Origin of the sequence: Cronobacter sp. HA18006 (assembly GCF_011605445.1) — a bacterium.
Taxonomy (GTDB): Bacteria; Pseudomonadota; Gammaproteobacteria; order Enterobacterales; family Enterobacteriaceae; genus Cronobacter; species Cronobacter sakazakii.
The window spans coordinates 701,163-722,504 of record NZ_JAANQB010000011.1 but is presented as its reverse complement, the minus strand read 5'-3'; the positions used below and the strand labels follow the sequence as shown (position 1 = coordinate 722,504).

The following is a 21,342-nucleotide window of genomic DNA, read 5'->3' as shown; positions in this document are numbered from 1 at the left end:
TTATGCGAATGAACGACACTCACTCTTTTATGGCACCGGTGCCGCTGGACAAAGCGTACCGGTTAATTAATCACGGGCCAACGGTGCTGGTTTCCGCCCGTCATGACGGCGTGGAAAATGTGATGGCCGCCGCCTGGGCCTGCGGGCTGGATTTTATGCCGCCAAAGGTGACGGTGGTTATCGATAAAATCGCCCGCACCCGCGAACTGCTTGAGCGCAGTGGGTCATTTGTTTTACAGGTGCCAACCATCGCACAGCGGGAAATGACGTATCAGGCGGGCACGCTGAGCCTGCATAACGAGCCTGAGAAACTGAAACTCGCCGGTGTGGAACTGTTTCATATGGACGGCGTTGAGGCACCGCTGGTTGCGGGCTGCTCGGCATGGCTCGCCTGCGAGCTGATTCCCGAGCCGCATAATCAGCAGCAGTACGATCTGTTTATCGGTAAGGTGACTGCTGCCTGGGCGGATACCCGCGTTTTTCACGATGGCCGCTGGCACTTTGAAGATGCGCCGTCTGAGCTGCGCAGTCTGCATCACGTCGCGGGCGGACATTTTTATGCTATCGGCGAGGCTTTCCCGCGTACTGACAACGAAATCTGAACGCCCTTCTCACGTCCATTCCCAAGCCAGCGCGTCTGGCTTTTTTTATGCCTCTGGCAAACGATCAATCCTGCCATTCGCCGCCATTTTATTCTGGAAAGCCTTTTCCTGGCGCTGACGCTGAAGCAGATTTGTTGGATCGTATTATGTATGTTGTAACTAAAGCAGGTGATTATCGTTCGGTTAAGCCTTTACGCCCGGTTTTTTCGTGGTTTTGCGAGGTTTTTTCTCCGGTGTGCGCATGGCAGCGGCAATTCCTTCATGCGCCCAGCGCAACAATTCCTGATTATCTTCCACCAGCTCTTCGGCAATGCGGTAATAACCCAACGCGACTTCCTGCTGGCCACCGCTGCGCCGGGTGGTGACATAGGTAAAAGGCGGGAAGCCTTCGGCGATAAACCGCTCGCGGTTCTGATCGTCTGCTTTGATGTAAAGCTGCGCGTCGCCATCCACCAGCGCAAACATCCGTCCGGCCTGAAACAGCGCCACGCAGCCAAACATACGGCGGGTTTCTACCACGCCGAGCGGTGCCAGCTGGTCCAGGACAAACGTCACGTATTCACGGGAAACGCTCATCACTCTCCTCCCGGTTGGGGTACAGGAATTAACTCCGACTTAAAAAGGTCGGGATCTAAATTAAGATCTGTTTAATTAAAAAGGATCGCTAAAAGTGACAGAGTTAGTCGCTCTGCATGCGGCGGGATCAAATGCGATCGTCTATCAGGATATTTTTTGTTCACTTTGCACATGTTATCCACAAGAAAGCGAACCCGCGCAAGAATATCTTTATGATAAATCACTAACCCGTTGATAAGCAAAGTTAAACCCTCCCTCTCTCCGGCCCCCTTTATTTTCGGCGCGAAATTTTGGTTTGCGTCACATTTTTTAATGACTTTTTATTCAAACGAAAACAGAGGCTTATAAAGAAAAATAAGCCTGAGACTTGCGAAGCGTGCAATGAATGCCAGAGTTAACAAGGACTTGATGATTAAGCACAGCATTGTGCCAGACACTGGAAAGGAGGATGTATGAACCGTTTTCAAGAGAAAGTCGTGGTCGTGACAGGTGCAGGATCAGGCATTGGTGCCGCCACGGCGCGTCGTTTTGCGCATGAAGGCGCAAGCGTTGTGCTGGTTGGGCGCACAAAAGAAAAACTCGATAAAGTGGCCGCGACGCTTACGCAAGGCAAGCACCTGGTCGTGCCCTGCGACGTTTCTGACGCGCAACAGGTACAGGCGCTCGCGCAGCGCGTGGCGGATGAATTTGGTCGCGTCGATGTGTTAGTGAATAACGCTGGCGTGATTGTACAGGGCAAAATTCATGAGATTACGCTTGAGGACTGGGAAACGCTGATGGGCACCGATCTCAACGGCGTATTCTACTGCCTGCACGCGTTTATGCCGGGCCTGCTGAAAACCAAAGGCAACGTGATTAATATTTCATCGGTCTCCGGGCTGGGTGGCGACTGGGGCATGAGCGTTTATAACGCGGCAAAAGGCGCGGTCACAAACTTTACCCGATCGCTTGCGATGGATTACAGTGCCGATGGCGTACGCGTGAATGCGATTTGTCCGGGCTTTACGTTTACCGATCTCACAGAAGATATGAAGCAGGATGAAGCGCTGCTGCAAAAATTCTATGAGCGAATCCCGCTGCAACGTGCGGGCGAGCCGGAAGATATCGCCGATGCGATTGCGTTTCTCGCGAGCGACGACGCCCGGTATATCACAGGCGCGAATTTGCCGGTGGATGGCGGCCTGACGGCCTCAAATGGTCAGCCCAAACAGGCGTAACAAAAAAGCGGGCTTCATGCCCGCTTTTGCTTTTTGCATCAAAAATAAGAGCGTTTTAAGCCGCCGTCACGGGTTCCAGACGCGCGCCCTGCTGCAGTGACGCCATATCGATCACGAAGCGATATTTCACATCGCTTTTCAGCATCCTTTCCCACGCCTCATTGATTTCCTGAATGTTGATCACTTCCACGTCGGCAGAGATGTTGTGCTTCGCACAGAAGTCGAGCATCTCTTGCGTCTCGGCGATCCCGCCAATACACGAGCCCGCCACGCTACGCCGCCCCATAATCATCGGTACCGTATTGACCGCAGGCTGTACCTCTCCGAGCAGGCCGACAAAAACCAGCGTGCCGTCAATTTTGAGCGTCGACAGATACGGGTTGATGTCATGCGCGTAAGGCACGGTGTCGATAATTAAATCGAAATGTCCGGCGACCTGCTGCATCTGGCCTGGCTCTTCAGAGAGCACTACGTGATGCGCGCCAAGGCGGCGGGCGTCTTCCTCTTTCCCTGGCGAGCGGGTGAACAGCGTCACGTCGGCACCGAGCGCATGGGCAAGCTTGATAGCCATATGCCCGAGACCGCCAAGCCCAACCACCGCGACACGGCTGCCTTTGCCGACGTTCCAGTGGCGCAGCGGCGACCAGGTAGTAATCCCGGCGCAGAGCAGCGGCGCGGTGCCTTTGAGATCTAACCCTTCGGGGATGCGCAGCACGAAGTCCTGCGAGGCGAGAATAATCTGTGAGTAGCCGCCAAACGTCAGTTCGCCATCGTGACGATCGATACCGTTATAGGTCTGAATGCAGCCTTCAAGACAGTATTGTTCCAGCCCCTCGCGACACGGAGGACAACTGCGACACGAATCGACCATACAGCCGATGCCCGCGAGATCGCCCGGTTTGAATTTTTTGACGTCGCTGCCGACCGCCGTGACGCGGCCAATGATTTCATGGCCCGGCACAATGGGATACTGACTGAAACCCCAGTCGTCACGAGCCTGATGAAGATCGGAATGGCAGACGCCGCAGTAGAGAATTTCGAGGACGACATCGTCGGGGCGCGGCGCGCGGCGGGTAAACTCAAAAGGCGCGAGCGGCGCTTCGGGGCTCTGCGCGGCATAGCCCAGCACTTTCATGGTCATTATTGTCTCCGGTTACGCGTATCAGCGGTGTTTACTTCTTATACTGCGCATCGGTGACTTTTGCCAGGTACCGGGCGGTGCCGGTTAGGGTGGGTTGTAAGGAGCGGAGCGCTAACGTCTTGATATCGTTAGTACCGCTCCCCTCCCCCGCCAGGTGCGGATTATTCTGCTTTAGGAAAATCCACCACGGTGTCGTTCACCCGGTTCACCATGTTGGTAAACAGAATGGCGCTGATGGCGCTTAAGATCTCAATAACCTGACGGTCGTCGAAACCGGCGGCGCGCAGCGCGGTCACGTCGCTTTCCGGCAGCGTGCCGCGCGTCGTTATCATGGTTTTCACAAAACGCAGCAGCGCGTCGATATGGGCATCCTGCGCAAACCGCCCGGCACGCAGCGCGCGGGTATCGTCGGCGCTGTAACCCGCTTTTTTCGCCATCAGGGTATGGGCGGCGAGGCAGTAATCACAGCCTGTGGTCTCGCTCACCAGCAGATTGATGGCTTCCAGCTCGCGGGCGCTCAGCGCGCCTTTTTTCAGGGTCATATTGTGTTGCAGCGCCTGGGAGAGAATATCCGGCGCGTTGCTGCCGATGGTGGCATACGCGTTAGGGACTTTACCCATCGCGCTTTTCAGCGTATCAAACAGCTGGGCGGTTTTACCGGTGGCGGTTTCTGTCGCAATGGTCTGTAAACGGCTCATGATGCACTCCTTCGTCAATAAATGCCCGTCTGCGGGCGTTGTGTGCATACTACGCGTGACGCCTTACGCCATCTGCCGCCGGGCGTCGCGGATTTTTGTCTTATCGTCTCAGGAGCTTTATGGACAGCCTCAGCCAGCTCATCGCCCTTCTCGCGCCGGAAAGTTCTGTCGATTTACACTGCCGCTTCGCCGGACGCTGGCAGTCGGATCATGCGCAAAGCCCGGTCGGCCATATTCCCTGGCATGCCATCCTCTCTGGCAGCGCGCGACTGGTGCTCAGTGGTGAAGTCATTCATGCACGGGCGGGCGATATCTTTCTGCTGCCTCACGGCGCGGCGCACCGTCTGGAAAGTCATAAGCAGGACGGTGCCGCCGCCCGCGTGCAGCGGCACGACAATGCGGTGGTGACGGAAGTGGTGACGGAAGGCGACGATACGCCGCTGGTGATGCTGTGCGGTGAGTTTCGCACCGGCGTCAGCGGCGCACTGCTTTTTAGCGGTCAGCCTGCGTTGCAGCGTATCGCCACAGACGGGCGGGAAGACTGCCGCTCGCTCGCGGCGCTTCTGACCATGCTGTCGGATGAGAGCCTGAGCGGGCGACCGGGTGCCGCGGCGATTGTACGCGAGCTCTCCTCCACACTGCTCACGCTGGTCTTGCGCGCCCTGCTGGCCGATGAGAACGGCGCGCCTGGCATGTTGCCATTGCTGGCGGATAAACGGCTGGCACCCGCCGTAAGCGCGGTGCTGACGAATCCGGAACAGCCGTGGACGCTGGAAAGCATGGCGGCACGCTGTTTTCTCTCCCGCGCCACCTTCGCAAGACACTTTGCCAGCCGTTACCCGCTTACCCCACAGGCCTGGCTGAATCAGGTGCGGATGGCGCGCGCGGCAAGGCTTCTTGAGCGCGAACAGGACGCTATCGGCCGCGTGGCGGAGGCGTGCGGCTATCTGACCCAGGCCGCGTTCAGCAAAGCGTTCAAAAACGCCTGGGGCGTTACGCCGGGCCAGTTCCGCCAGCAGCACGCCCGCCCTTAGGGGTTATCGCGAGCAAGCTGCGCCATCATCGCGCAAAACGTCTCGCGTGAAACGCCATGTACCGGATGAGTAAAGCGCATCCCGAAATCCTTTTGCAGGCAGTCATAGACCGCGCCGTCGTCGGCAAGCGTCCGGCGCTCGCCATTCATGGTGAGATGGCGGTTAAGCAGTTTTAAGGGCGTTTGTCCGGGAGGGTGCAGCGCCGCCAGCAGGTGATGGCGGAAATGAGAATCCGGCCAGTGGGCAATAAAATGGTTGGCCATCAGGTAATCTGCCGGATATTGACGCGCCTGGTCAAAGCGGTAAAGTGCGTGCCAGTCGTCGCCCTCTTCTTTTAAGAGCAAAAACTCGCTTTGTCGGCTCTCAATACGAAAGCGCCCTTCCGGGCCGGTTATCTCCGCGCCATGTGCAAGCGGGATCGGCGCGCACAGCGTCGCCCCCCCAAAACCGACATCAGCAATCCACGGCGCATCGTCAATCATCACCTGCACCAGGCGGTGAGTGCGCGGCGGCATAGCGTCAGGATCGGCGATTAATACCCTCGCGGCGAGCGCTTCCACGGCAAAGCCGCATTCCGCGAGCGCGCGGGAGAACAACGCGTTTTGCTCAAAGCAGTAGCCGCCGCGCCCGGCTTCCACCAGCTTGACGAAAATCGCGTCATCATCAAGCAGGATCTCGCGCCCTAACAGCACATCGAGATTTTCAAAAGGAATGGTCGCGGTGTGGCACTTGTGCAGCGCGGTAAGCGTCTCAAGCGTTGGGCGCGGTTCACCGGTGTAGCCAATTCGGGAGAAGTAATCCTGTCGTTTGAATGCCATGCGAAGTCCTTAATCTGCGTCCTTTGTCTGTCTGATGATAGCGCTTTTCCCGTAAAGCATGTGGCAGGGCGTGTTCAGGCTATTGAATTGTCACCGCATAACGAAAAAGCGCCATGCATCGGGCGATATATTAATGAAAATCGTAGTCGCTCCTTTTTACCGCTTCGCTTAAAACCGCTCTCTACATTTATTTCCTTTTATGTAAAGCGAATGTAAAAATAAAATTCACATGCAATTATTTGCTTCCTGAAGTTATACAGAAAAGGAGTTTTCGTACATATTTCGCCGCAAGTGGATAATAATTATCCAGTTAATTTGAGTTAAGATTACTCTCAAAAACCAGGATATCCGCGATTCCGTCTCCCGTTTAAAAATATCTGCTACGCTTTTTAGGGCGTATCAAATTTATAAATTCTGTAGAGGACGCATAAATATTTCTTTACAGGTAACTGTATATTTCGGAAGAGGTGATTTATGACGACATACGAAGAAAATTATCATGACTGGCTGCGTGACGCTCATGCGATGGAGAAACAAGCGGAACAGATGCTGGAGTCAATGGCCTCCCGTATTGAGCACTATCCTGACCTCAAATCCCGTCTTGAGCAGCATCTGGAAGAGACGCGCCACCAGCAGCAGCTGATTAATTCCGTTATTGAAAGAAATAACGTTTCAACCTCTGTTGTCAAAGACACCATGAGCAAAATGACGGCGATGGGCCAGGCCGTTGGCGGTATGTTTGCTTCTGATGAAGTGGTGAAAGGCGCTATCAGCGGCTATGTCTTCGAACAGTTTGAAATTGCCTGCTACACCTCGCTGATTGCGGCGGCAAAAGCCGTGGGCGATGAACAGGGTGTGGTGATTTTTAAACAGATCCTTGAGCAGGAAATTGCGATGGCAGAGTGGTGTCTGAACCATTTACCGGATGTTACTCAGCAATTCCTTAATCGCGCAGCCGCGCCAGGCGTTGAAGCGAAAAAATAATTTCTGAATAAATTCGCCTGTCATTTATATGGCAGGCAAAAAATGAGTGTTGTCGTGTAAACAGGAGAACCTGATGTTCCGACATGTAAAACAATTGCAATATACGGTCCGCGTCGCGGAACCGAACCCGGGGCTGGCAAATTTACTGCTGGAACAATTTGGTGGCCCGCAGGGCGAACTCGCCGCAGCTACCCGCTATTTCACCCAGGGGCTGGGTGATGAAGATCCGGCGCGTAAAGAGATGCTGATGGACATCGCCACAGAAGAACTGAGCCATCTGGAAATTATCGGTTCCCTTGTGGGGATGCTCAACAAAGGTGCTAAAGGCGATTTGGCGGAAGCCACTGAAACAGAAGGCGAGCTTTACCGCTCCATTACGGGTGCGGGTAACGACAGCCATCTGACCCAGGTGCTTTACGGAGGCGGGCCGCCGCTGACTAACTCCGCAGGCGTACCGTGGACGGCGGCGTACATCGATACCATCGGTGAAATCACCGCGGATCTGCGCTCGAACATCGCGGCGGAAGCGCGCGCCAAAATTATCTATGAGCGACTGATCAACCTGACGGACGATCCGGGCGTTAAAGATGCCCTCGGCTTCCTGATGACCCGTGAAGTCGCGCATATGCTCTCGTTTGAGAAAGCGCTCTACTCTATTCGTAATAACTTCCCGCCGGGCAAACTGCCGCCGGTGGAACAGTACACAAATGTTTACTACAACATGTCCAAAGGTGACGACCTGCGCGGCAGCTGGAACAGCGACGAAAACTTCGAGTATGTCGCCGATCCGCAGCCGGCAGTTAATGGAGGCGACGGTATGATTGATATCCAGCTTTCGCCGGAACAGCAGGCGAGCGTACTGACCATGGCACAGCGACTGCAGTCCGATCCGGGCATCAACCCGGTGACCGGCGCGGAAATGGGCGCATCAGTGCCCCCGGTAGAGCGTCAGTCGAAAAAGCCGGTTGAGAAAAAATAACCGGCCTTAAAAGAAAACCCTGCTCCGGCAGGGTTTTTTTATGGCTTACATATCATAGCCTGGCTTGCGGGCCAGCGTATCAAGCTGTGGCGCTATCTCGGTATCCCACACCTCGCTTTTCCACTGCTCCGGCTGGACTTCATTGAGCGCCACCGAAACGGAACTCTCTTTGCTTTGCAGATGTTTAACGATGACCTTAGTGAGTTCATCGGCCAGCGCCTGCTGTTGCGCGTCGCTCAGATCGCGCGGGAAGAATTTCACATCGATATGCGGCATAACGGTTCCTTGAAACGTGAACGGTTCATCATCATGCCCCAGACCAGACTGTTCATTCACGCTTTTTTACGTGCAACACCTTACCTTCTCAGTGACGTTGTCACGCATTTGGCATTTTTTGCCGTCAAGCGGGTTTACCCCTGGCGACAGGTGTTGCTGCCGTCAGGTTTAGGCTACTATCGTTTCCCTTAACGAAGATAATAATGGTGTAACCTGCTCGCGGCCTTTGATAAAGGCACGGCATTCAACCGGGGAACATTTATGAACCTTAATGAGATCATTCGCACTCGCCATACCAGCAAAGCCTACGACAACAGCCGTAAACTGACGGCCGAACAGCAGCAGGAGCTGCTGGATCTGCTGCGTTTTAGCCCCTCTTCCGTCAACTCCCAGCCGTGGCACTTCTTTGCCGTGACTACTGAAGAAGGCAAAGCGCAGATCCTGCCAGCGCTGATGGACGCTAATCAGGTAAAAGCGAAAAACGCCGCCATGACCGTGGTGTTCACCATTAAAGAAGAGCTGAACGAAGCGCATCTGCTGCAGCTGCTGGAAAAAGAGCAGCAGGATGGTCGCTACGACAGCGAGGAAGCGCGCGCCGCGAACGATAAAGGCCGCCGCTTTTTTGTTGGTCTGAACAGCGAAACGCCGGAGCAGCAGCGCGAATGGATGACCCGTCAGGCCTACCTGGCGCTCGGTTTCCTGCTGCTGGGCGCGGCCGCGATGGGCCTCGACGCGACGCCTATCGAAGGTTTCCATCCGGAGAAAATGGATGAAGTGCTGGGCCTGAAAGAAAAAGGTCTGCGCAGCGTGGTGGTAGCGACCATCGGTTATCGCAGCGATGCCGACTTCAACGCCACACTGCCGAAATCCCGTCTGGATCAGGATGTGGTGATCACGCAGCTCTGAGCGCGTTAATTCACAAAAAGGCCGCCCACGGGCGGCCTTTTTTATGACGCGTTACTTATCAAGCTCCTGAATAATCGCATACGCCGCTTTAATACGGTCGTCATTCGGGAACCACTTGTTGGCGAGCATAATCAGCGCGATACGCTTTTCAGGAATAAACACTGCGTATGTAGAAAAGCCGTTGGTCGAGCCGGTTTTGTTATACCACGCGGCCTGCGGCGCAGGCTGCGGCGGAACGATCGCGGTGGCCGCAAGCCCTTTCATGATGCGCTGGCTGCTGTTGCCTTCAACAAGGCGCGAGAGCGGCGACGGCCACGGATAATATTCCCACATCAACCCCTGTGTGAACTCACCGCTGCGGTAGTAGCCGTTGTGCGTGGCGTTAATCGCCTGACGCCAGCCTGGTGCCACCTCCTGCTCGCCAAGCTGGATTTGCAGATAACGCAGCAGATCCGCGCTGCCGGATTTCAGCCCATACGATTCGGCGTCCAGCGGGCCGGGCGTCACCCGCACCGGTTTGTCGTCCTTGTTATAGCCCTGGGCGTAGTCGTCCATCGCAGCCACCGGCACGTTGATAAAGGTGTGCGTCATGCCGAAATCCCTGAGCAGCCCCTGCTCCATCGCCTCGCTGAACGGCTTATCGAGCGCCTTCGCGGTAATCATCCCGAGCAGCCCTATCCCAAGATTCGAGTAAACGCGCTCGGTGCCGACCGGCTTTTCAGGCTGCCAGGCGCGATACCAGTCCATCAGCTGTGTGGTGTTTTTCACCGCATCCGGCACAAAGAGCGGCGTTCCCGCGGTGTGCGTGGCGAGATTCAGCAGCGTCACGTTATCGAACGCGCTGCCTTTCAGTGCAGGAAGATACTGGCTGGCGGGCGCGCTGAAATCCAGTTTGCCGTCTTGCTGCGCCTTGCTTGCGAGCGTCGCGGTAAAGGTTTTACTTAGCGAGCCGATTTCGAAAAGCGTGTTTTCATCCACCGGCTTGCGCGTTGCTTTTGACGCCACGCCGTAATGCCAGAAATGCGTTTCGCCGTTAACCGACACCGCCACCGCCATGCCCGGGATCTGGTAGCGCGCCATCAATGGCTTAACGACCGCATCCGGCGGCGCAACGGGCGCGGCCTGCGCATGGCCCGCAAGAACTATCATCATTAACAGCGCACTGACTTTGCTTTTCATCGGCTCTCCTCGCCTCATTCATCGCACACAAACCGCCATTATCTCCGCTTACTGTGACAAAACTCCATTATTTTCCCTAACACAGGACGTTTTCTCGCCGGATTTGGGTTATCGCGCATACAACAACCCTGACACTTTTACGGGCTAATCCGTTCTGGCTCACACCCTTACTGGTAGGCTTTGCGAAGCCCCCGGTTTGCGGTTAGGATGCTGCGCCATGTTTTGTCTTATCCGCACAACATAATCACAGGAAAGACGAACATTTGCCGTACAAAAACCAGCACAGGCAAACGTTTGGTTGGTATACGGCGGTCGGTTATTTTGGCTCGTTCAGGTTCAGACAGGACTACAGGAAAACCAATGAAAACAACGAAGCAAAACGCGGCTGAGCATCGCGCCGCGAAACGACGCTGGTTGAACTCTCATGAAGAGGGTTATCACAAAGCGATGGGCAACCGTCAGGTGCAGATGATAGCCATCGGCGGCGCTATCGGTACCGGTCTGTTTTTGGGCGCGGGCGCGCGTCTCCAGGCGGCCGGGCCGTCGCTGGCGCTGGTGTATCTGGTGTGCGGCATCTTCTCTTTCTTCATTCTTCGCGCGCTGGGCGAGCTGGTGCTCCACCGTCCGTCCAGTGGCAGTTTTGTCTCTTACGCCCGTGAGTTTCTCGGCGAGAAAGCCTCTTACGTGGCGGGCTGGATGTATTTCGTTAACTGGGCGATGACCGGTATCGTCGATATCACCGCCGTGGCGCTCTATATGCACTACTGGGGCGCGTTCGGCGATGTGCCGCAGTGGGTGTTTGCGCTCGGCGCACTGGCGATTGTCGGCACCATGAACCTGATTGGCGTGAAATGGTTCGCCGAAATGGAGTTCTGGTTCGCGCTCATCAAAGTGCTGGCTATCGTCGTGTTCCTGATTGTCGGCGTGGTGTTTCTCGGCACCGGTAAACCGCTCGACGGCAACGCTACCGGCTTCCATCTGATAACCGACAACGGCGGCCTCTTCCCGCACGGCCTGCTGCCTGCGCTGGTGCTGATTCAAGGCGTGGTATTCGCCTTCGCGTCTATCGAGCTGGTCGGTACCGCCGCGGGCGAATGTAAAGATCCGCAGACTATGGTGCCGAAGGCGATTAACAGCGTTATCTGGCGTATCGGCCTGTTCTACGTTGGTTCCGTCGTCCTGCTGGTGCTGCTGCTGCCGTGGAACGCCTACCAGGCGGGTCAGAGCCCGTTCGTCACCTTCTTCTCGAAGCTTGGCGTACCTTATATCGGCGATATCATGAATATGGTGGTACTGACCGCGGCGCTCTCCAGCCTCAACTCCGGGCTCTATTCCACTGGCCGTATCCTGCGCTCGATGTCGATGGGCGGCTCCGCGCCGAAGTTTATGTCGAAGATGAGCAAATCCCAGGTGCCGTTCGCGGGCATTCTGGTGACGGTTTGCGTCTATATCGTCGGCGTTTTCCTGAACTATCTGGTGCCCTCGCAGGTGTTTGAGATTGTCCTGAACGTGGCATCCATCGGCATCATCTCCTCCTGGGCGTTTATCATGGTCTGCCAGATGCGTCTGCGCAAAGCCATCAAAGAAGGCAAAGCGGACGATGTCTCCTTCAAGCTGCCGGGCGCGCCGTTCACCTCCTGGCTGACGCTGCTGTTCCTGGCCGCCGTCGTCGTGCTGATGGCGTTTGACTACCCGAACGGCACCTTTACCGTGGCCTCCATTCCGGTTCTCGCTATTCTGCTGATTGCGGGCTGGTTTGGCGTGCGTAAACGCGTGGCGGAGATCCACAGCACCGCGCCGCAACCGCATCAGGATTAAATAGCATGTTGTGAAAAGGAGCCGTAAGGCTCCTTTTTTTATGCGTACTATTACTGGTAGCTTGTCCGAAACGCCGCAGCGCTTCACGCTATGGCGCTGCACTACGTCTACAAGGAACCGTTATGAAACCTGCAATCCTTCGCGCACTGGCCCTGACGCCGCTCTGTGTGGCACTCAGCGCCGCCGCTGTTACGCCGAAACCGCCTTACTTTAACCATAAAGACTGGAGCATGGTCTGCGATAACACCGGCACCTGCCGTGTGGATGCCTACGAGGCCGATGAAGGCACCGGCGGCTCACTGCTGCTGACCCGCAAAGCCGGGCCTGACGCGCCGGTTACCGCCATGATCCGCCTGGGTGAAATGGATGACGACGCAAAACCCTCAAAGGGGCCGATGCGCCTTGAGATCGACGGTAAAGACACCGGCATGCTGAAAGAAAATAAGCAGGACGAAACCTGGGAATTGAACGACGCGCAGACCGCCGCCGTGATTAACGCCGTGAAAGGCCGCGGCAACGTGGTGTTTGCCTCAGATAACCGCCGTTTCACGCTCTCTGCGGCCGGTGCCAGCGCCGTGCTGCTGAAGATGGATGACGTGCAGGGCCGCATCGGCACGCCCGGCGCGCTCATGAAAAAGGGCAATAAGCCGGAAAGCGCGGTACCGGCGCCAATCGCCGCCCCGGTGATCCACGCCGCCGCCGTAAGCGACGCACAGCCCGCCACGCTCACCGGCGCGGCGCTCGCCACGCTGCTGCCGCGTCTTGAAGCCACCAAACTCGACGGCGACAGCTGCGACGGGCTCACCGATGAAACGCTGCGTAACGAGCCGGTGACCGTCACGCCATTAAGCAATGGCAAAGCGCTGGTCTCGGCGACCTGCTGGCGTGCTGCCTATAACGAAGGCGACGGCTTCTGGGTCATTGACGAGGCGCTGAAAGGCAAGCCAACGCTGGTAACGCTTATCGGCAGCGATTACGACAAAGGCGTTATCACTTCCGTACAGCGCGGGCGCGGCATCGGCGACTGCATGGGCGGCGCGAACTGGACGTGGAATGGTGAAACGTTCATTCAGAGCGAAGACTACACCACCGGCGAATGCCGCCTCATCCGCGCAGGCGGTACCTGGGAGATGCCGACGCTGGTCACACAGGTCATTCCGGCGAAATAATCACAGCGGGCGATGGCCCGCTTTTTTTATTTCCGGCAAAGCTTCGCTAAAAAAAGCATTTATTTATTCGCGCTAAGTTATTCCAATAAACACTTTTCATTTTTAATCCCGCCCCTGCACGATAAAAGCCAGAACGATATATCACCCTTCACTTTTATTATTAGCGGGATATCCATGAAAAAATTCACGGGGCGCGCCTGGCTCGGGCTGGCGTTAATGTCGGCGGCCGGTCTGGCGCAGGCGGAAGGTAATATCAGCATCGCGCAACAGTTCGGCATTGGTTATTTACTGCTGGATGTAGTGCGCGACCAGCAGCTTATCGAAAAAGAAGGCAAAAAAGAGGGGCTCGATATTAAGGTGGAGTGGCGCACGCTCTCCGGCGCTACCGCCATGAACGAAGCGCTGCTCTCGGGCGCGCTGGACGTCGCCTCGGCGGGGGTGCCGCCGCTCCTCACGCTCTGGGATCGCACCAAAGGCCGCCAGAACGTTAAAGCCATCGCGTCGCTCGGCTCGATGCCCAATTATCTGCTGAGCAACAACCCGGCGGTCAAAAGCGTTCGCGATCTCACCGATAAAGACCGCATCGCCGTACCGGCGGCGGGCGTGGGCTTTCAGTCCCGCACGCTGCAAATCGAAACCGCCCGGCTTTATGGCAACGGCGACTATAAACGCTTTGATAAGATCAGCGTGAGCCTGCCGCACCCGGACGCCAGCGCGGCGCTTGTCGCCGGGAAGTCAGAAATCACCGCGCACTTTTCCAGCCCGCCGTTTCAGTACCAGGCGCTGGAGCACGGCAACGTGCATAAGATCTTAAGCTCTTACGACGTGCTGGGCGGCCCGGCCACTTTCAATGTGCTCTACACCACTCAGAAATTCCACGATGACAACCCGAAAACGTACCGCGCGTTTTATCGCGCCTTAAGCGAGGCGGCGAAAATCATTAACGCCGATAAAAAGGCGGCGGCTGCGGCGTATATCCGCACGGAAAAATCGCGCCTGCCGCAAGCGTTAGTCGAAAAAATTGTGAATGACCCGGAAATTGATTTTACCGTCTCACCGCAACGCACTTTTGTTTATGCCGAAAAGCTGCATGAGCTTGGCGTATTAAAAAATAAAGCCGACAGCTGGAAAGATTATTTCTTTAACGAAGCCTGGGAAAACCCCGGCAGTTAATTCACCTGCGACGATAAAGGAAAAACCGATGACCACAACGCTCAACGCCACGCCGGTTGCCGCGCAGCCGTTTACCATTACGCCCTTTGCGCGCCTCGGCGCGGAAATTACCGGGCTGGATCTGCGCCTGCCGGTCAATAACGCCGACTTTGCGCGCATTCATCAGGCGCATCTCGACCATCACGTGGTGGTGTTCCGCGACCAGAAAATCACGCCGCGTCAGCAGATCGATTTCAGCCGCCGCTTCGGGCCGCTGCAAATCCATGTGCTGAAGCAGTTCCTGTTGCCTGACCACCCGGAAATCCTCATCGTCTCGAACATTATTGAGAACGGCCAGCCGATTGGTCTTGGCGACGCCGGTAAATTCTGGCACTCGGATCTGTCGTATAAAACGCTGCCAAGCCTGGGCTCCATGCTCTATGCGCAGGAGCTGCCGGAAGAAGGCGGCGACACGCTCTTTGCCGATATGGAGCTGGCGTATGAAACGCTGCCGGACGACCTGAAGCGCGCCATTGAAGGCAAAAAGGCGGTGCACTCCTATACCGCGACTTACAGCCGCCCGAAATTCGGCAGCCACTGGCGACCGCAACTGACGGAACAGCAGCTTGCCGAAGTGCAGGCTGTGTCGCATCCGGTGGTGCGCACCCATCCGGAAACCGGGCGCAAGGCGCTGTTTGTCAGCGAAGGGTTCACCACGCATATCGAAGGGCTGCCGGAGGCGGAGAGCCGCGACATTCTGGAGGCGCTCTGGGCGCATAGCGTGCGCCCGGAGCATCTCTACCGCCACCAGTGGCAACCGGGCGATATGGTGTTCTGGGATAACCGTTCGCTGATTCATCTCGCGACCGGCTGCCCGGCGCACCTGCGCCGCAAGCTCTATCGCACCACCATCGAAGGCGACGCGCCATTTTAACGGAGGCAGCCATGCAGAATGCACAGACCAACGGCCCGCTGCTGCGTCTCGACGCGCTGAGCCTGGAATACCGCACCCGGGAAAGCCGCGTTCGCGCCGCGCATGAGGTCTCTTTTGACGTCTGGCCCGGCGACCGGTTTATCCTGCTCGGCCCGTCCGGCTGCGGAAAATCGAGCCTGCTCAAGGCCATCGGCGGGTTTCTTGCGCCCGTGAGCGGCACCATTCGCCTTGACGGTGACGTTGTCACCAAACCCGGCCCGGAGCGCATGATGGTATTTCAGGAATTTGACCAGCTTCCGCCCTGGAAAACGGTGCTGGAGAACGTCATGTTCCCGCTGGTGGCTAGCCGTCAGGCCAGCAAAGCCGAGGCGCGCGAGCGCGCGCTGCACTTTCTGAATAAAGTGGGTCTAGCCGCCTTTGCCGACGCGCTGCCGCATATGCTTTCCGGCGGCATGAAGCAGCGCGTGGCCATCGCCCGCGCGCTGGCAATGAAGCCGAAAATCCTGCTGATGGATGAACCGTTCGCCGCGCTGGATGCGCTGACGCGCCGACACATGCAGGAGGAGCTGCTGGAACTCTGGGAGGACGCCAGCTTTACGCTGCTCTTCGTGACCCACTCCATTGAAGAAGCGTTGATGGTTGGCAGCCGCATTCTGGTGCTCTCACCGCATCCGGGCCAGGTGCGCGCCGAGATCAACTGCCACCAGTTTGGCATGAATGACACCGCAAGCCCGGCCTTTGCGCAGGCTGCTCGCCACATTCACGACCTGCTGTTCCCTGTTAATGCCACGCAACCGGCGAAGGAGACCCGCTATGGCGCAACTGCCCCCCGTCCGTCCCGAGTATCAGCGTGAAACCGCGCTCCCCGGCGCACTGCCGCTGGACACGCCACTGCCGCTCACCACCCGGCTGTGGAACCAGGCATGGGTACGCAAAACGCTGCTGGTCATTGCACTCCTTGCCGTCTGGGAAAGCGTGGCGCGTATTCAGAATAACGATCTGATGCTGCCGGGGTTCTGGCAAACGCTGCGCGCCTTTAGCGAAGACATGCACAGCGGCGAGCTGCCAGCGAAAATCCTCAACTCGCTCGGCACGTTGTTAAAAGGCTATGCCATTGGTAGCGTGCTGGCGCTGGTGTTCAGCGCGCTGGCGATTTCCACACGGCTGGGGCGCGACTTGCTCAGTACGCTGACCGCCATGCTTAACCCGCTGCCCGCGATTGCCCTGCTGCCGCTGGCGCTGCTCTGGTTCGGGCTTGGTCAGGGGAGCCTGATTTTTGTGCTGGTCCACTCGGTGATGTGGCCGATTGCGCTCAATACGTGGTCGGGCTTTCAGAGTGTGCCGGAAACACTACGAATGGCCGGGCGAAACTACGGGCTGAGCGGCCCGCGGCTGGTGCTCAACATTTTGATCCCGGCGGCGCTGCCGTCGATTATCTCCGGGCTGAAAATTGGCTGGGCGTTCGCCTGGCGCACGCTTATCGCCGCCGAACTGGTGTTTGGCGCCTCAAGCGGCGACGGCGGGCTCGGCTGGTATATTTTCCAGAATCGCAACGAGCTGTTTACCGACCGGGTCTTCGCCGGGCTGGCGACCGTCATCATCATCGGGCTGCTGGTGGAAGGACTGGTGTTCGCCACGCTGGAAAAAGCCACGGTGCGGCGCTGGGGCATGCAGCGTTAAAAAAAGCCCCGCCAGTGCGGGGCCTTTTTTTACAGGGCGATGCGGATGACGTCATCCGGGCTGGTAGCTTCCTGCTGACGGCTGGAGGCCTGCTTCACCGTAACATACAGCGTTTTACCATCCGGCGAGAGCGCCAGGCTGTTCGGGTGTACCGGCGTTTTAAAAGTTTTCGTGACAGTGTAACCTTTGGCGTCAATCACGCTGACGCTGCCCGCCTCGCGGTGCGTCAGATAAACCTCATTACGCGCCGGATTGAACAGTACCGCGAGCGCGTTCGGTGCCTCGACGGTTTTGATAACGTTGCCGGTGCGGGTATCCACCACGAGCAGTTGCGGCTGTTTTGAATCCGCCACAAACGCGCGATGGTTAGCCGTATCCAGGCTCAGGTTGATAAAGAAGTGCTCTTTACCGTCGTCAGCGAGCTTTTTGCGCGACAGGATTTTATTGGTCGCGGTGTCGATGGTAATAAATTCGCCATCAGCGTTGGTGGTGTACAGACGCTTCGCGGCCGCGTCGAGCGCGAGCCCGGCGCTGTATTTACCAAGGCCCGTAATGCTTGCGCGGTGTTTTACCGTCTCGCCATCCACCACCCAGATCTCGCTCTCGTTACCGATGCCGCCGATATAAACGGTATTGGTAGTCTCATCGACCACCAGCTCGCGCGGCTGCAATGGCTTCACGCTTTCTGAACGCGCGCGCCCGTCAAGCACCAGACGCCCTTTCACGTCGCCGGTTTTCGCGTCCACCGCCGTTACCGCGCCATTGACCGTATTGCCGAACCAGAGCGTATTGGTTTTGGTGTTAATCGCGGCACCGAACGGTTTGAGATCGTTATGAATGGTTTGGGTAATATCCAGCGTCGTCGGGTCGAGACGGTAGATCACGCCGCCTTTATCCAGCTTGCGGCTCTGGGACGTGGCGACGAACAGCGCCTGCTCCGCCGGGCTGTAGGCCATTTCATACGCGCCTTTGCCGACCGGCTTGCGCAGCAGCTCGTCGGCCGCCTGCGAGGTGAACGACGCGAACGTACCCGCGATAAACAGCGCGCCGAGCAGCGCACGCGGCGTGGAGAGGTGACGTAACGGCATAAGAACTCCCTTTTAAACAAACAGAATGGGTTGCATCACACTGGAACCAAAAGGAAAAACATGGCCCGGTCTGGCCGGAACCTTTTATTATGGATGAGAATAATAATCATTATTCACGTGAAAGGAAGCCTTTTTATGGCTAGCGAAATGACAAAAGGCCGCTACACTTGCCTGAGTTAACGCAACGTGCCGTTAAGTTTTTCAAAAATTTACATAACGTTTAAGATTACGTCACAGATTTTATTGATTTTGTTACTTCCGGGACTCCGTAAACCGCATGAAAATCTCCCGCGCTGTCTATGCGCCCTTCGCTTTTCTGCTGCCTGTCGCTCTCACCCACGCGCAGGCCGCCGCTACAGATGAACAAACCATGATTGTGACCGCCGCGCCCGGCGGGATCTCTGAACTCGACACGCCCGCGTCTGTCAGCGTCGTCAACGGCGACGATCTGCGTCACGCGGCGCCGCAGGTCAATCTCTCTGAAAACCTGGGCAGCGTGCCGGGCCTGCAGATCCAGAATCGGCAAAACTTCGCCCAGGATTTGCAGCTCTCCATGCGCGGTTTCGGTTCCCGCTCCACCTACGGCGTGCGCGGCATTCGTATGTATGTCGACGGCATTCCGGCGACGATGCCGGACGGCCAGGGTTATACGTCGAATTTCGATCTCAACAGCATTGAGAGCGTGGACGTACTGCGCGGGCCGTTTTCGGCGCTTTACGGCAACGCCTCCGGCGGCGTCATCAATGTGAAAACCGAAACCGGCGAGCAGCCGCCGAAAATCGAAGCGGGCACCTGGTACGGCAGCTACGGCAGCGTGCGCTACGGCCTGAAAGCGTCCGGCGCGACCGGCGACGGCACTCAGGCGGGCGATGTCGATTACACGGTTTCAACGACCCGTTTCACCACCCACGGCTATCGCGACCACAGCGGCGCGCGTAAAAACCTCGCTAACGCGAAACTCGGCGTGCGGCTTGACGAGGCCAGCAAGCTGACGCTGCTTTTTAACAGCGTGGATATCAAAGCCAACGATCCGGGCGGCCTGACCCGCGACGAGTGGCGTGAAAACCCGCGCCAGTCGCCGCGCGGCGATGAATTCAACACCCGTAAAACCACAAAACAGACCCAGGCGGGGCTGCGCTACGAGCGCGCGCTTACGGAGAATGACGATATCAGCGTGATGGCGTACGCAGGTGAGCGCGAAACCACCCAGTTTCAGTCGTTCAAACAGGGCTTCCAGGCGGCGCCCACCAACCCCGGCGGCGTTATCGACCTCACCCGCCACTATCAGGGCATCGACAGCCGCTGGACGCACCGCGACGCGCTGCTCAGCCTGCCGGTGAGCTTCACGCTCGGCCTTGATTACGAAAACATGAGCGAAGACCGTAAAGGCTTTGAAAACTACCGTCTGGTCAACGGCGCGCCACAGTATGGCGAGAAAGGCAACCTGCGCCGCAACGAACGCAACCTGATGTGGAACGTCGATCCGTATCTGCAAACCACCTGGCAGTTGACCGACAAACTGAGCCTCGACGCGGGCGTGCGCTACAGCAATATCTGGTTCGATTCGAACGATTTTTATGTGGTGCCGGGCAACGGCGACGACAGCGGCGAGGCCAATTATCACAAGTGGCTGCCGGCAGGCTCGCTGAAATATGCCCTGACCGACGCCTGGAACGTCTATGCCTCTTATGGCCGCGGCTTTGAAACGCCGACCATCAACGAACTTTCTTATCGCTCAAACGGTCAGAGCGGCCTGAACTTCGCGCTTAAGCCATCCACCAGCGATACGGTGGAGATCGGCAGCAAAACGCGCATCGGCAATGGTCTGCTGACCGCCGCGCTGTTCCGGACCGATACGGACAACGAAATCGTCGTGGATCAGAGTGTGGGCAGCGGGCGCAGCAGCTATAAAAACGCCGGAAAAACCCGCCGTCAGGGCGTTGAACTGGCGCTTGATCAGCAGTTCGGCGATGCGTGGAAGCTGAAAGCGGCATGGACCTACCTGGACGCCACCTACCGCACCAACGTCTGCCGCACTGGCGACTGTAACGGCAATCGCATGCCGGGGATTGCGCGCAATATGCTCTACACCTCGTTCGGTTACGAGCCGGAAACCGGCTGGTACGCAGGCGGCGACGTGCGCTACATGAGCAGCATCATGGCTAATGACGCCAATACCGACAAAGCGCCGTCTTACACGACGGTTGGCCTCAACACCGGCTATAAATTCCAGCGCGGCAACTGGCTGCTGGATGTGTTTGGCCGCGTCGATAACCTGTTTGATAAATCGTATGTAGGCTCGGTTATCGTTAACGAATCCAATGGCCGCTACTACGAGCCCGCGCCGGGCCGCAATTATGGCGTTGGCGCAAGCGTCAGCTACCGCTTCGAGTAACGCTTTCGCGAGCTTTTAGCGGCACACAAAAAACGGGCTTCACCGCCCGTTTTTTTATGCCCTCTGCAACCGTTGCAACTGCGAGAGATCAACAGACTGGCGCGCCTGAAAGAGATCGTATTCATTCTGCATACCCAGCCAGACATGCGGCGAGCTGCCAAGGACTGCCGAGAGACGCAGCGCCATTTCCGGGGAGACGTCAGATTTGCCGACCAGCAGCCGCTGCACCGTCGACGGCGCGACGTCCAGCGCTTTGGCCAGCGCACGGGCGCTGAGGCCGAGCGCTTCCATTGACTCTTGCACCAGCCTGCCCGGGTGCGGTGGGTTAAACATCGTTGCCATCAGTGGTAATCCTCATAGTTGACGATAAAGACATCGCCATCCCGAAACTCAAACGTGATGCGCCAGTTTCCGCTGACGGTCACAGCCCATATACCTTTACGATCCCCCGTCAGGGGATGCAGGAAAAATCCCGGTAAGTCGACGTCAGCGGGTCTTATCGCCTGATTCAGCACCGCCAGCCGCAGAGAAATCTTTCTGGCATGGAGGGCATGAATGCCTGCGGTGGAACCCGTTTCGAAATAGCGTTGCAGGCCTTTATGCCTGAAGCTTCTGATCATCCCTGCCACCTCGCTCCTGATGAAGATTTTAAATCAGTGTTGCGCCATGCGCAACACCCAGATAAGCGTTAAGTTA

22 protein-coding genes are annotated in these 21,342 nt (G+C 57.2%); 13 read left to right on the top strand and 9 right to left on the bottom strand.

All coding sequences use genetic code 11. From position 1 onward, the window contains the following. Positions 1–8: 8 nt before the first annotated feature. Positions 9–602, top strand: coding sequence for a flavin reductase family protein (locus tag G9X48_RS05140; RefSeq protein ID WP_097641766.1), 594 nt, complete (start codon positions 9–11; stop codon positions 600–602). A 183-nt stretch (positions 603–785) separates the two neighbouring features. On the opposite strand, the gene G9X48_RS05135 is transcribed toward G9X48_RS05140, so the two are convergent. Next, positions 786–1,178: a TfoX/Sxy family protein gene (locus G9X48_RS05135; RefSeq protein WP_097641767.1), complete on the bottom strand. Its 393-nt coding sequence runs from the start codon at positions 1,176–1,178 to the stop codon at positions 786–788. Positions 1,179–1,630: 452 nt separating this feature from the next. Here G9X48_RS05135 and G9X48_RS05130 point away from each other — a divergent pair, with 452 nt between their 5' ends. After that, the gene (locus G9X48_RS05130; protein WP_166499915.1) at positions 1,631–2,395 is read left to right on the top strand and encodes an SDR family oxidoreductase; all 765 of its coding nucleotides are present in this window, start codon (positions 1,631–1,633) and stop codon (positions 2,393–2,395) included. A gap of 55 nt (positions 2,396–2,450) precedes the next feature. On the opposite strand, the gene G9X48_RS05125 is transcribed toward G9X48_RS05130, so the two are convergent. Both G9X48_RS05125 and G9X48_RS05120 read right to left on the bottom strand, forming a co-directional pair. Further along, positions 2,451–3,536 (bottom strand): NAD(P)-dependent alcohol dehydrogenase, encoded by a 1,086-nt coding sequence (locus G9X48_RS05125; RefSeq protein ID WP_097641769.1) that lies wholly within the window; start codon positions 3,534–3,536, stop codon positions 2,451–2,453. 161 nt (positions 3,537–3,697) lie between these two features. Continuing rightward, the gene (locus tag G9X48_RS05120; RefSeq protein ID WP_097641770.1) at positions 3,698–4,234 is read right to left on the bottom strand and encodes a carboxymuconolactone decarboxylase family protein; all 537 of its coding nucleotides are present in this window, start codon (positions 4,232–4,234) and stop codon (positions 3,698–3,700) included. A gap of 119 nt (positions 4,235–4,353) precedes the next feature. On the opposite strand from G9X48_RS05120, the gene G9X48_RS05115 reads away from it, so the two are divergent. Next, entirely contained in the window at positions 4,354–5,268 is a 915-nt protein-coding gene (locus tag G9X48_RS05115; protein WP_097641771.1) for an AraC family transcriptional regulator, read from the top strand. Here G9X48_RS05115 and G9X48_RS05110 read toward each other — a convergent pair. Further along, positions 5,265–6,086 (bottom strand): arylamine N-acetyltransferase, encoded by an 822-nt coding sequence (locus tag G9X48_RS05110; protein WP_007867732.1) that lies wholly within the window; start codon positions 6,084–6,086, stop codon positions 5,265–5,267. The genes G9X48_RS05115 and G9X48_RS05110 overlap by 4 nt on opposite strands. 474 nt (positions 6,087–6,560) lie before the next feature. Here G9X48_RS05110 and G9X48_RS05105 point away from each other — a divergent pair, with 474 nt between their 5' ends. Further along, positions 6,561–7,070 carry a DUF892 family protein gene (locus G9X48_RS05105; RefSeq protein WP_004384953.1) on the top strand — a complete coding sequence of 170 codons (510 nt, stop codon included), beginning with the start codon at positions 6,561–6,563 and terminating at the stop codon, positions 7,068–7,070. A 73-nt stretch (positions 7,071–7,143) separates the two neighbouring features. Continuing rightward, positions 7,144–8,049, top strand: coding sequence for a manganese catalase family protein (locus G9X48_RS05100; protein WP_004384954.1), 906 nt, complete (start codon positions 7,144–7,146; stop codon positions 8,047–8,049). A 45-nt stretch (positions 8,050–8,094) separates the two neighbouring features. On the opposite strand, the gene pptA is transcribed toward G9X48_RS05100, so the two are convergent. Further along, entirely contained in the window at positions 8,095–8,325 is a 231-nt protein-coding gene (pptA, locus tag G9X48_RS05095; protein WP_097641772.1) for a tautomerase PptA, read from the bottom strand. Positions 8,326–8,586: 261 nt separating this feature from the next. On the opposite strand from pptA, the gene nfsB reads away from it, so the two are divergent. Beyond that, entirely contained in the window at positions 8,587–9,231 is a 645-nt protein-coding gene (gene nfsB, locus G9X48_RS05090) for an oxygen-insensitive NAD(P)H nitroreductase (RefSeq protein WP_004384956.1), read from the top strand. A gap of 51 nt (positions 9,232–9,282) precedes the next feature. Here the strand turns inward: nfsB and blaCSA are convergent, their stop codons facing one another. After that, positions 9,283–10,410 carry a CSA family class C beta-lactamase gene (gene blaCSA, locus G9X48_RS05085; RefSeq protein WP_097641773.1) on the bottom strand — a complete coding sequence of 376 codons (1,128 nt, stop codon included), beginning with the start codon at positions 10,408–10,410 and terminating at the stop codon, positions 9,283–9,285. 360 nt (positions 10,411–10,770) lie between these two features. Between blaCSA and ansP the strand changes: the two genes are divergently transcribed. The 6 genes from ansP to G9X48_RS05055 all read left to right on the top strand — a co-directional run bounded on the left by ansP (position 10,771) and on the right by G9X48_RS05055 (position 17,163). Next, positions 10,771–12,228, top strand: a complete 1,458-nt coding sequence (ansP, locus tag G9X48_RS05080) for an L-asparagine permease (protein WP_007848558.1) — start codon at positions 10,771–10,773, stop codon at positions 12,226–12,228. 122 nt (positions 12,229–12,350) lie between these two features. Continuing rightward, positions 12,351–13,397 carry a DUF1176 domain-containing protein gene (locus G9X48_RS05075; RefSeq protein ID WP_097641774.1) on the top strand — a complete coding sequence of 349 codons (1,047 nt, stop codon included), beginning with the start codon at positions 12,351–12,353 and terminating at the stop codon, positions 13,395–13,397. Between the two features lie 174 nt (positions 13,398–13,571). Then, a complete protein-coding gene (locus G9X48_RS05070) occupies positions 13,572–14,570 on the top strand; it encodes an ABC transporter substrate-binding protein (protein ID WP_014728907.1) in 999 nt (332 codons plus the stop codon). A 28-nt stretch (positions 14,571–14,598) separates the two neighbouring features. Continuing rightward, entirely contained in the window at positions 14,599–15,483 is an 885-nt protein-coding gene (locus G9X48_RS05065; RefSeq protein WP_080320790.1) for a TauD/TfdA family dioxygenase, read from the top strand. Between the two features lie 11 nt (positions 15,484–15,494). Beyond that, complete coding sequence (locus tag G9X48_RS05060; protein WP_105536233.1) at positions 15,495–16,337, top strand: ABC transporter ATP-binding protein; 843 nt, start codon at positions 15,495–15,497, stop codon at positions 16,335–16,337. Beyond that, entirely contained in the window at positions 16,297–17,163 is an 867-nt protein-coding gene (locus G9X48_RS05055) for an ABC transporter permease (RefSeq protein WP_012124816.1), read from the top strand. The genes G9X48_RS05060 and G9X48_RS05055 overlap by 41 nt, the downstream gene beginning before the upstream one ends. Positions 17,164–17,192: 29 nt before the next feature. Here the strand turns inward: G9X48_RS05055 and G9X48_RS05050 are convergent, their stop codons facing one another. After that, positions 17,193–18,251, bottom strand: a complete 1,059-nt coding sequence (locus G9X48_RS05050) for a YncE family protein (RefSeq protein WP_097642007.1) — start codon at positions 18,249–18,251, stop codon at positions 17,193–17,195. A 277-nt stretch (positions 18,252–18,528) separates the two neighbouring features. On the opposite strand from G9X48_RS05050, the gene pqqU reads away from it, so the two are divergent. After that, on the top strand, positions 18,529–20,646 hold the full coding sequence (pqqU, locus tag G9X48_RS05045) for a TonB-dependent receptor PqqU (RefSeq protein WP_105536232.1): 2,118 nt from the start codon (positions 18,529–18,531) through the stop codon (positions 20,644–20,646). 54 nt (positions 20,647–20,700) lie between these two features. On the opposite strand, the gene G9X48_RS05040 is transcribed toward pqqU, so the two are convergent. Both G9X48_RS05040 and G9X48_RS05035 read right to left on the bottom strand, forming a co-directional pair. Beyond that, positions 20,701–20,988, bottom strand: a complete 288-nt coding sequence (locus tag G9X48_RS05040) for a HigA family addiction module antitoxin (RefSeq protein ID WP_097641419.1) — start codon at positions 20,986–20,988, stop codon at positions 20,701–20,703. Further along, positions 20,988–21,266: a type II toxin-antitoxin system RelE/ParE family toxin gene (locus G9X48_RS05035; RefSeq protein WP_032989567.1), complete on the bottom strand. Its 279-nt coding sequence runs from the start codon at positions 21,264–21,266 to the stop codon at positions 20,988–20,990. Before G9X48_RS05035 ends, G9X48_RS05040 begins: the two co-directional genes overlap by 1 nt. Positions 21,267–21,342 lie beyond the last annotated feature (76 nt).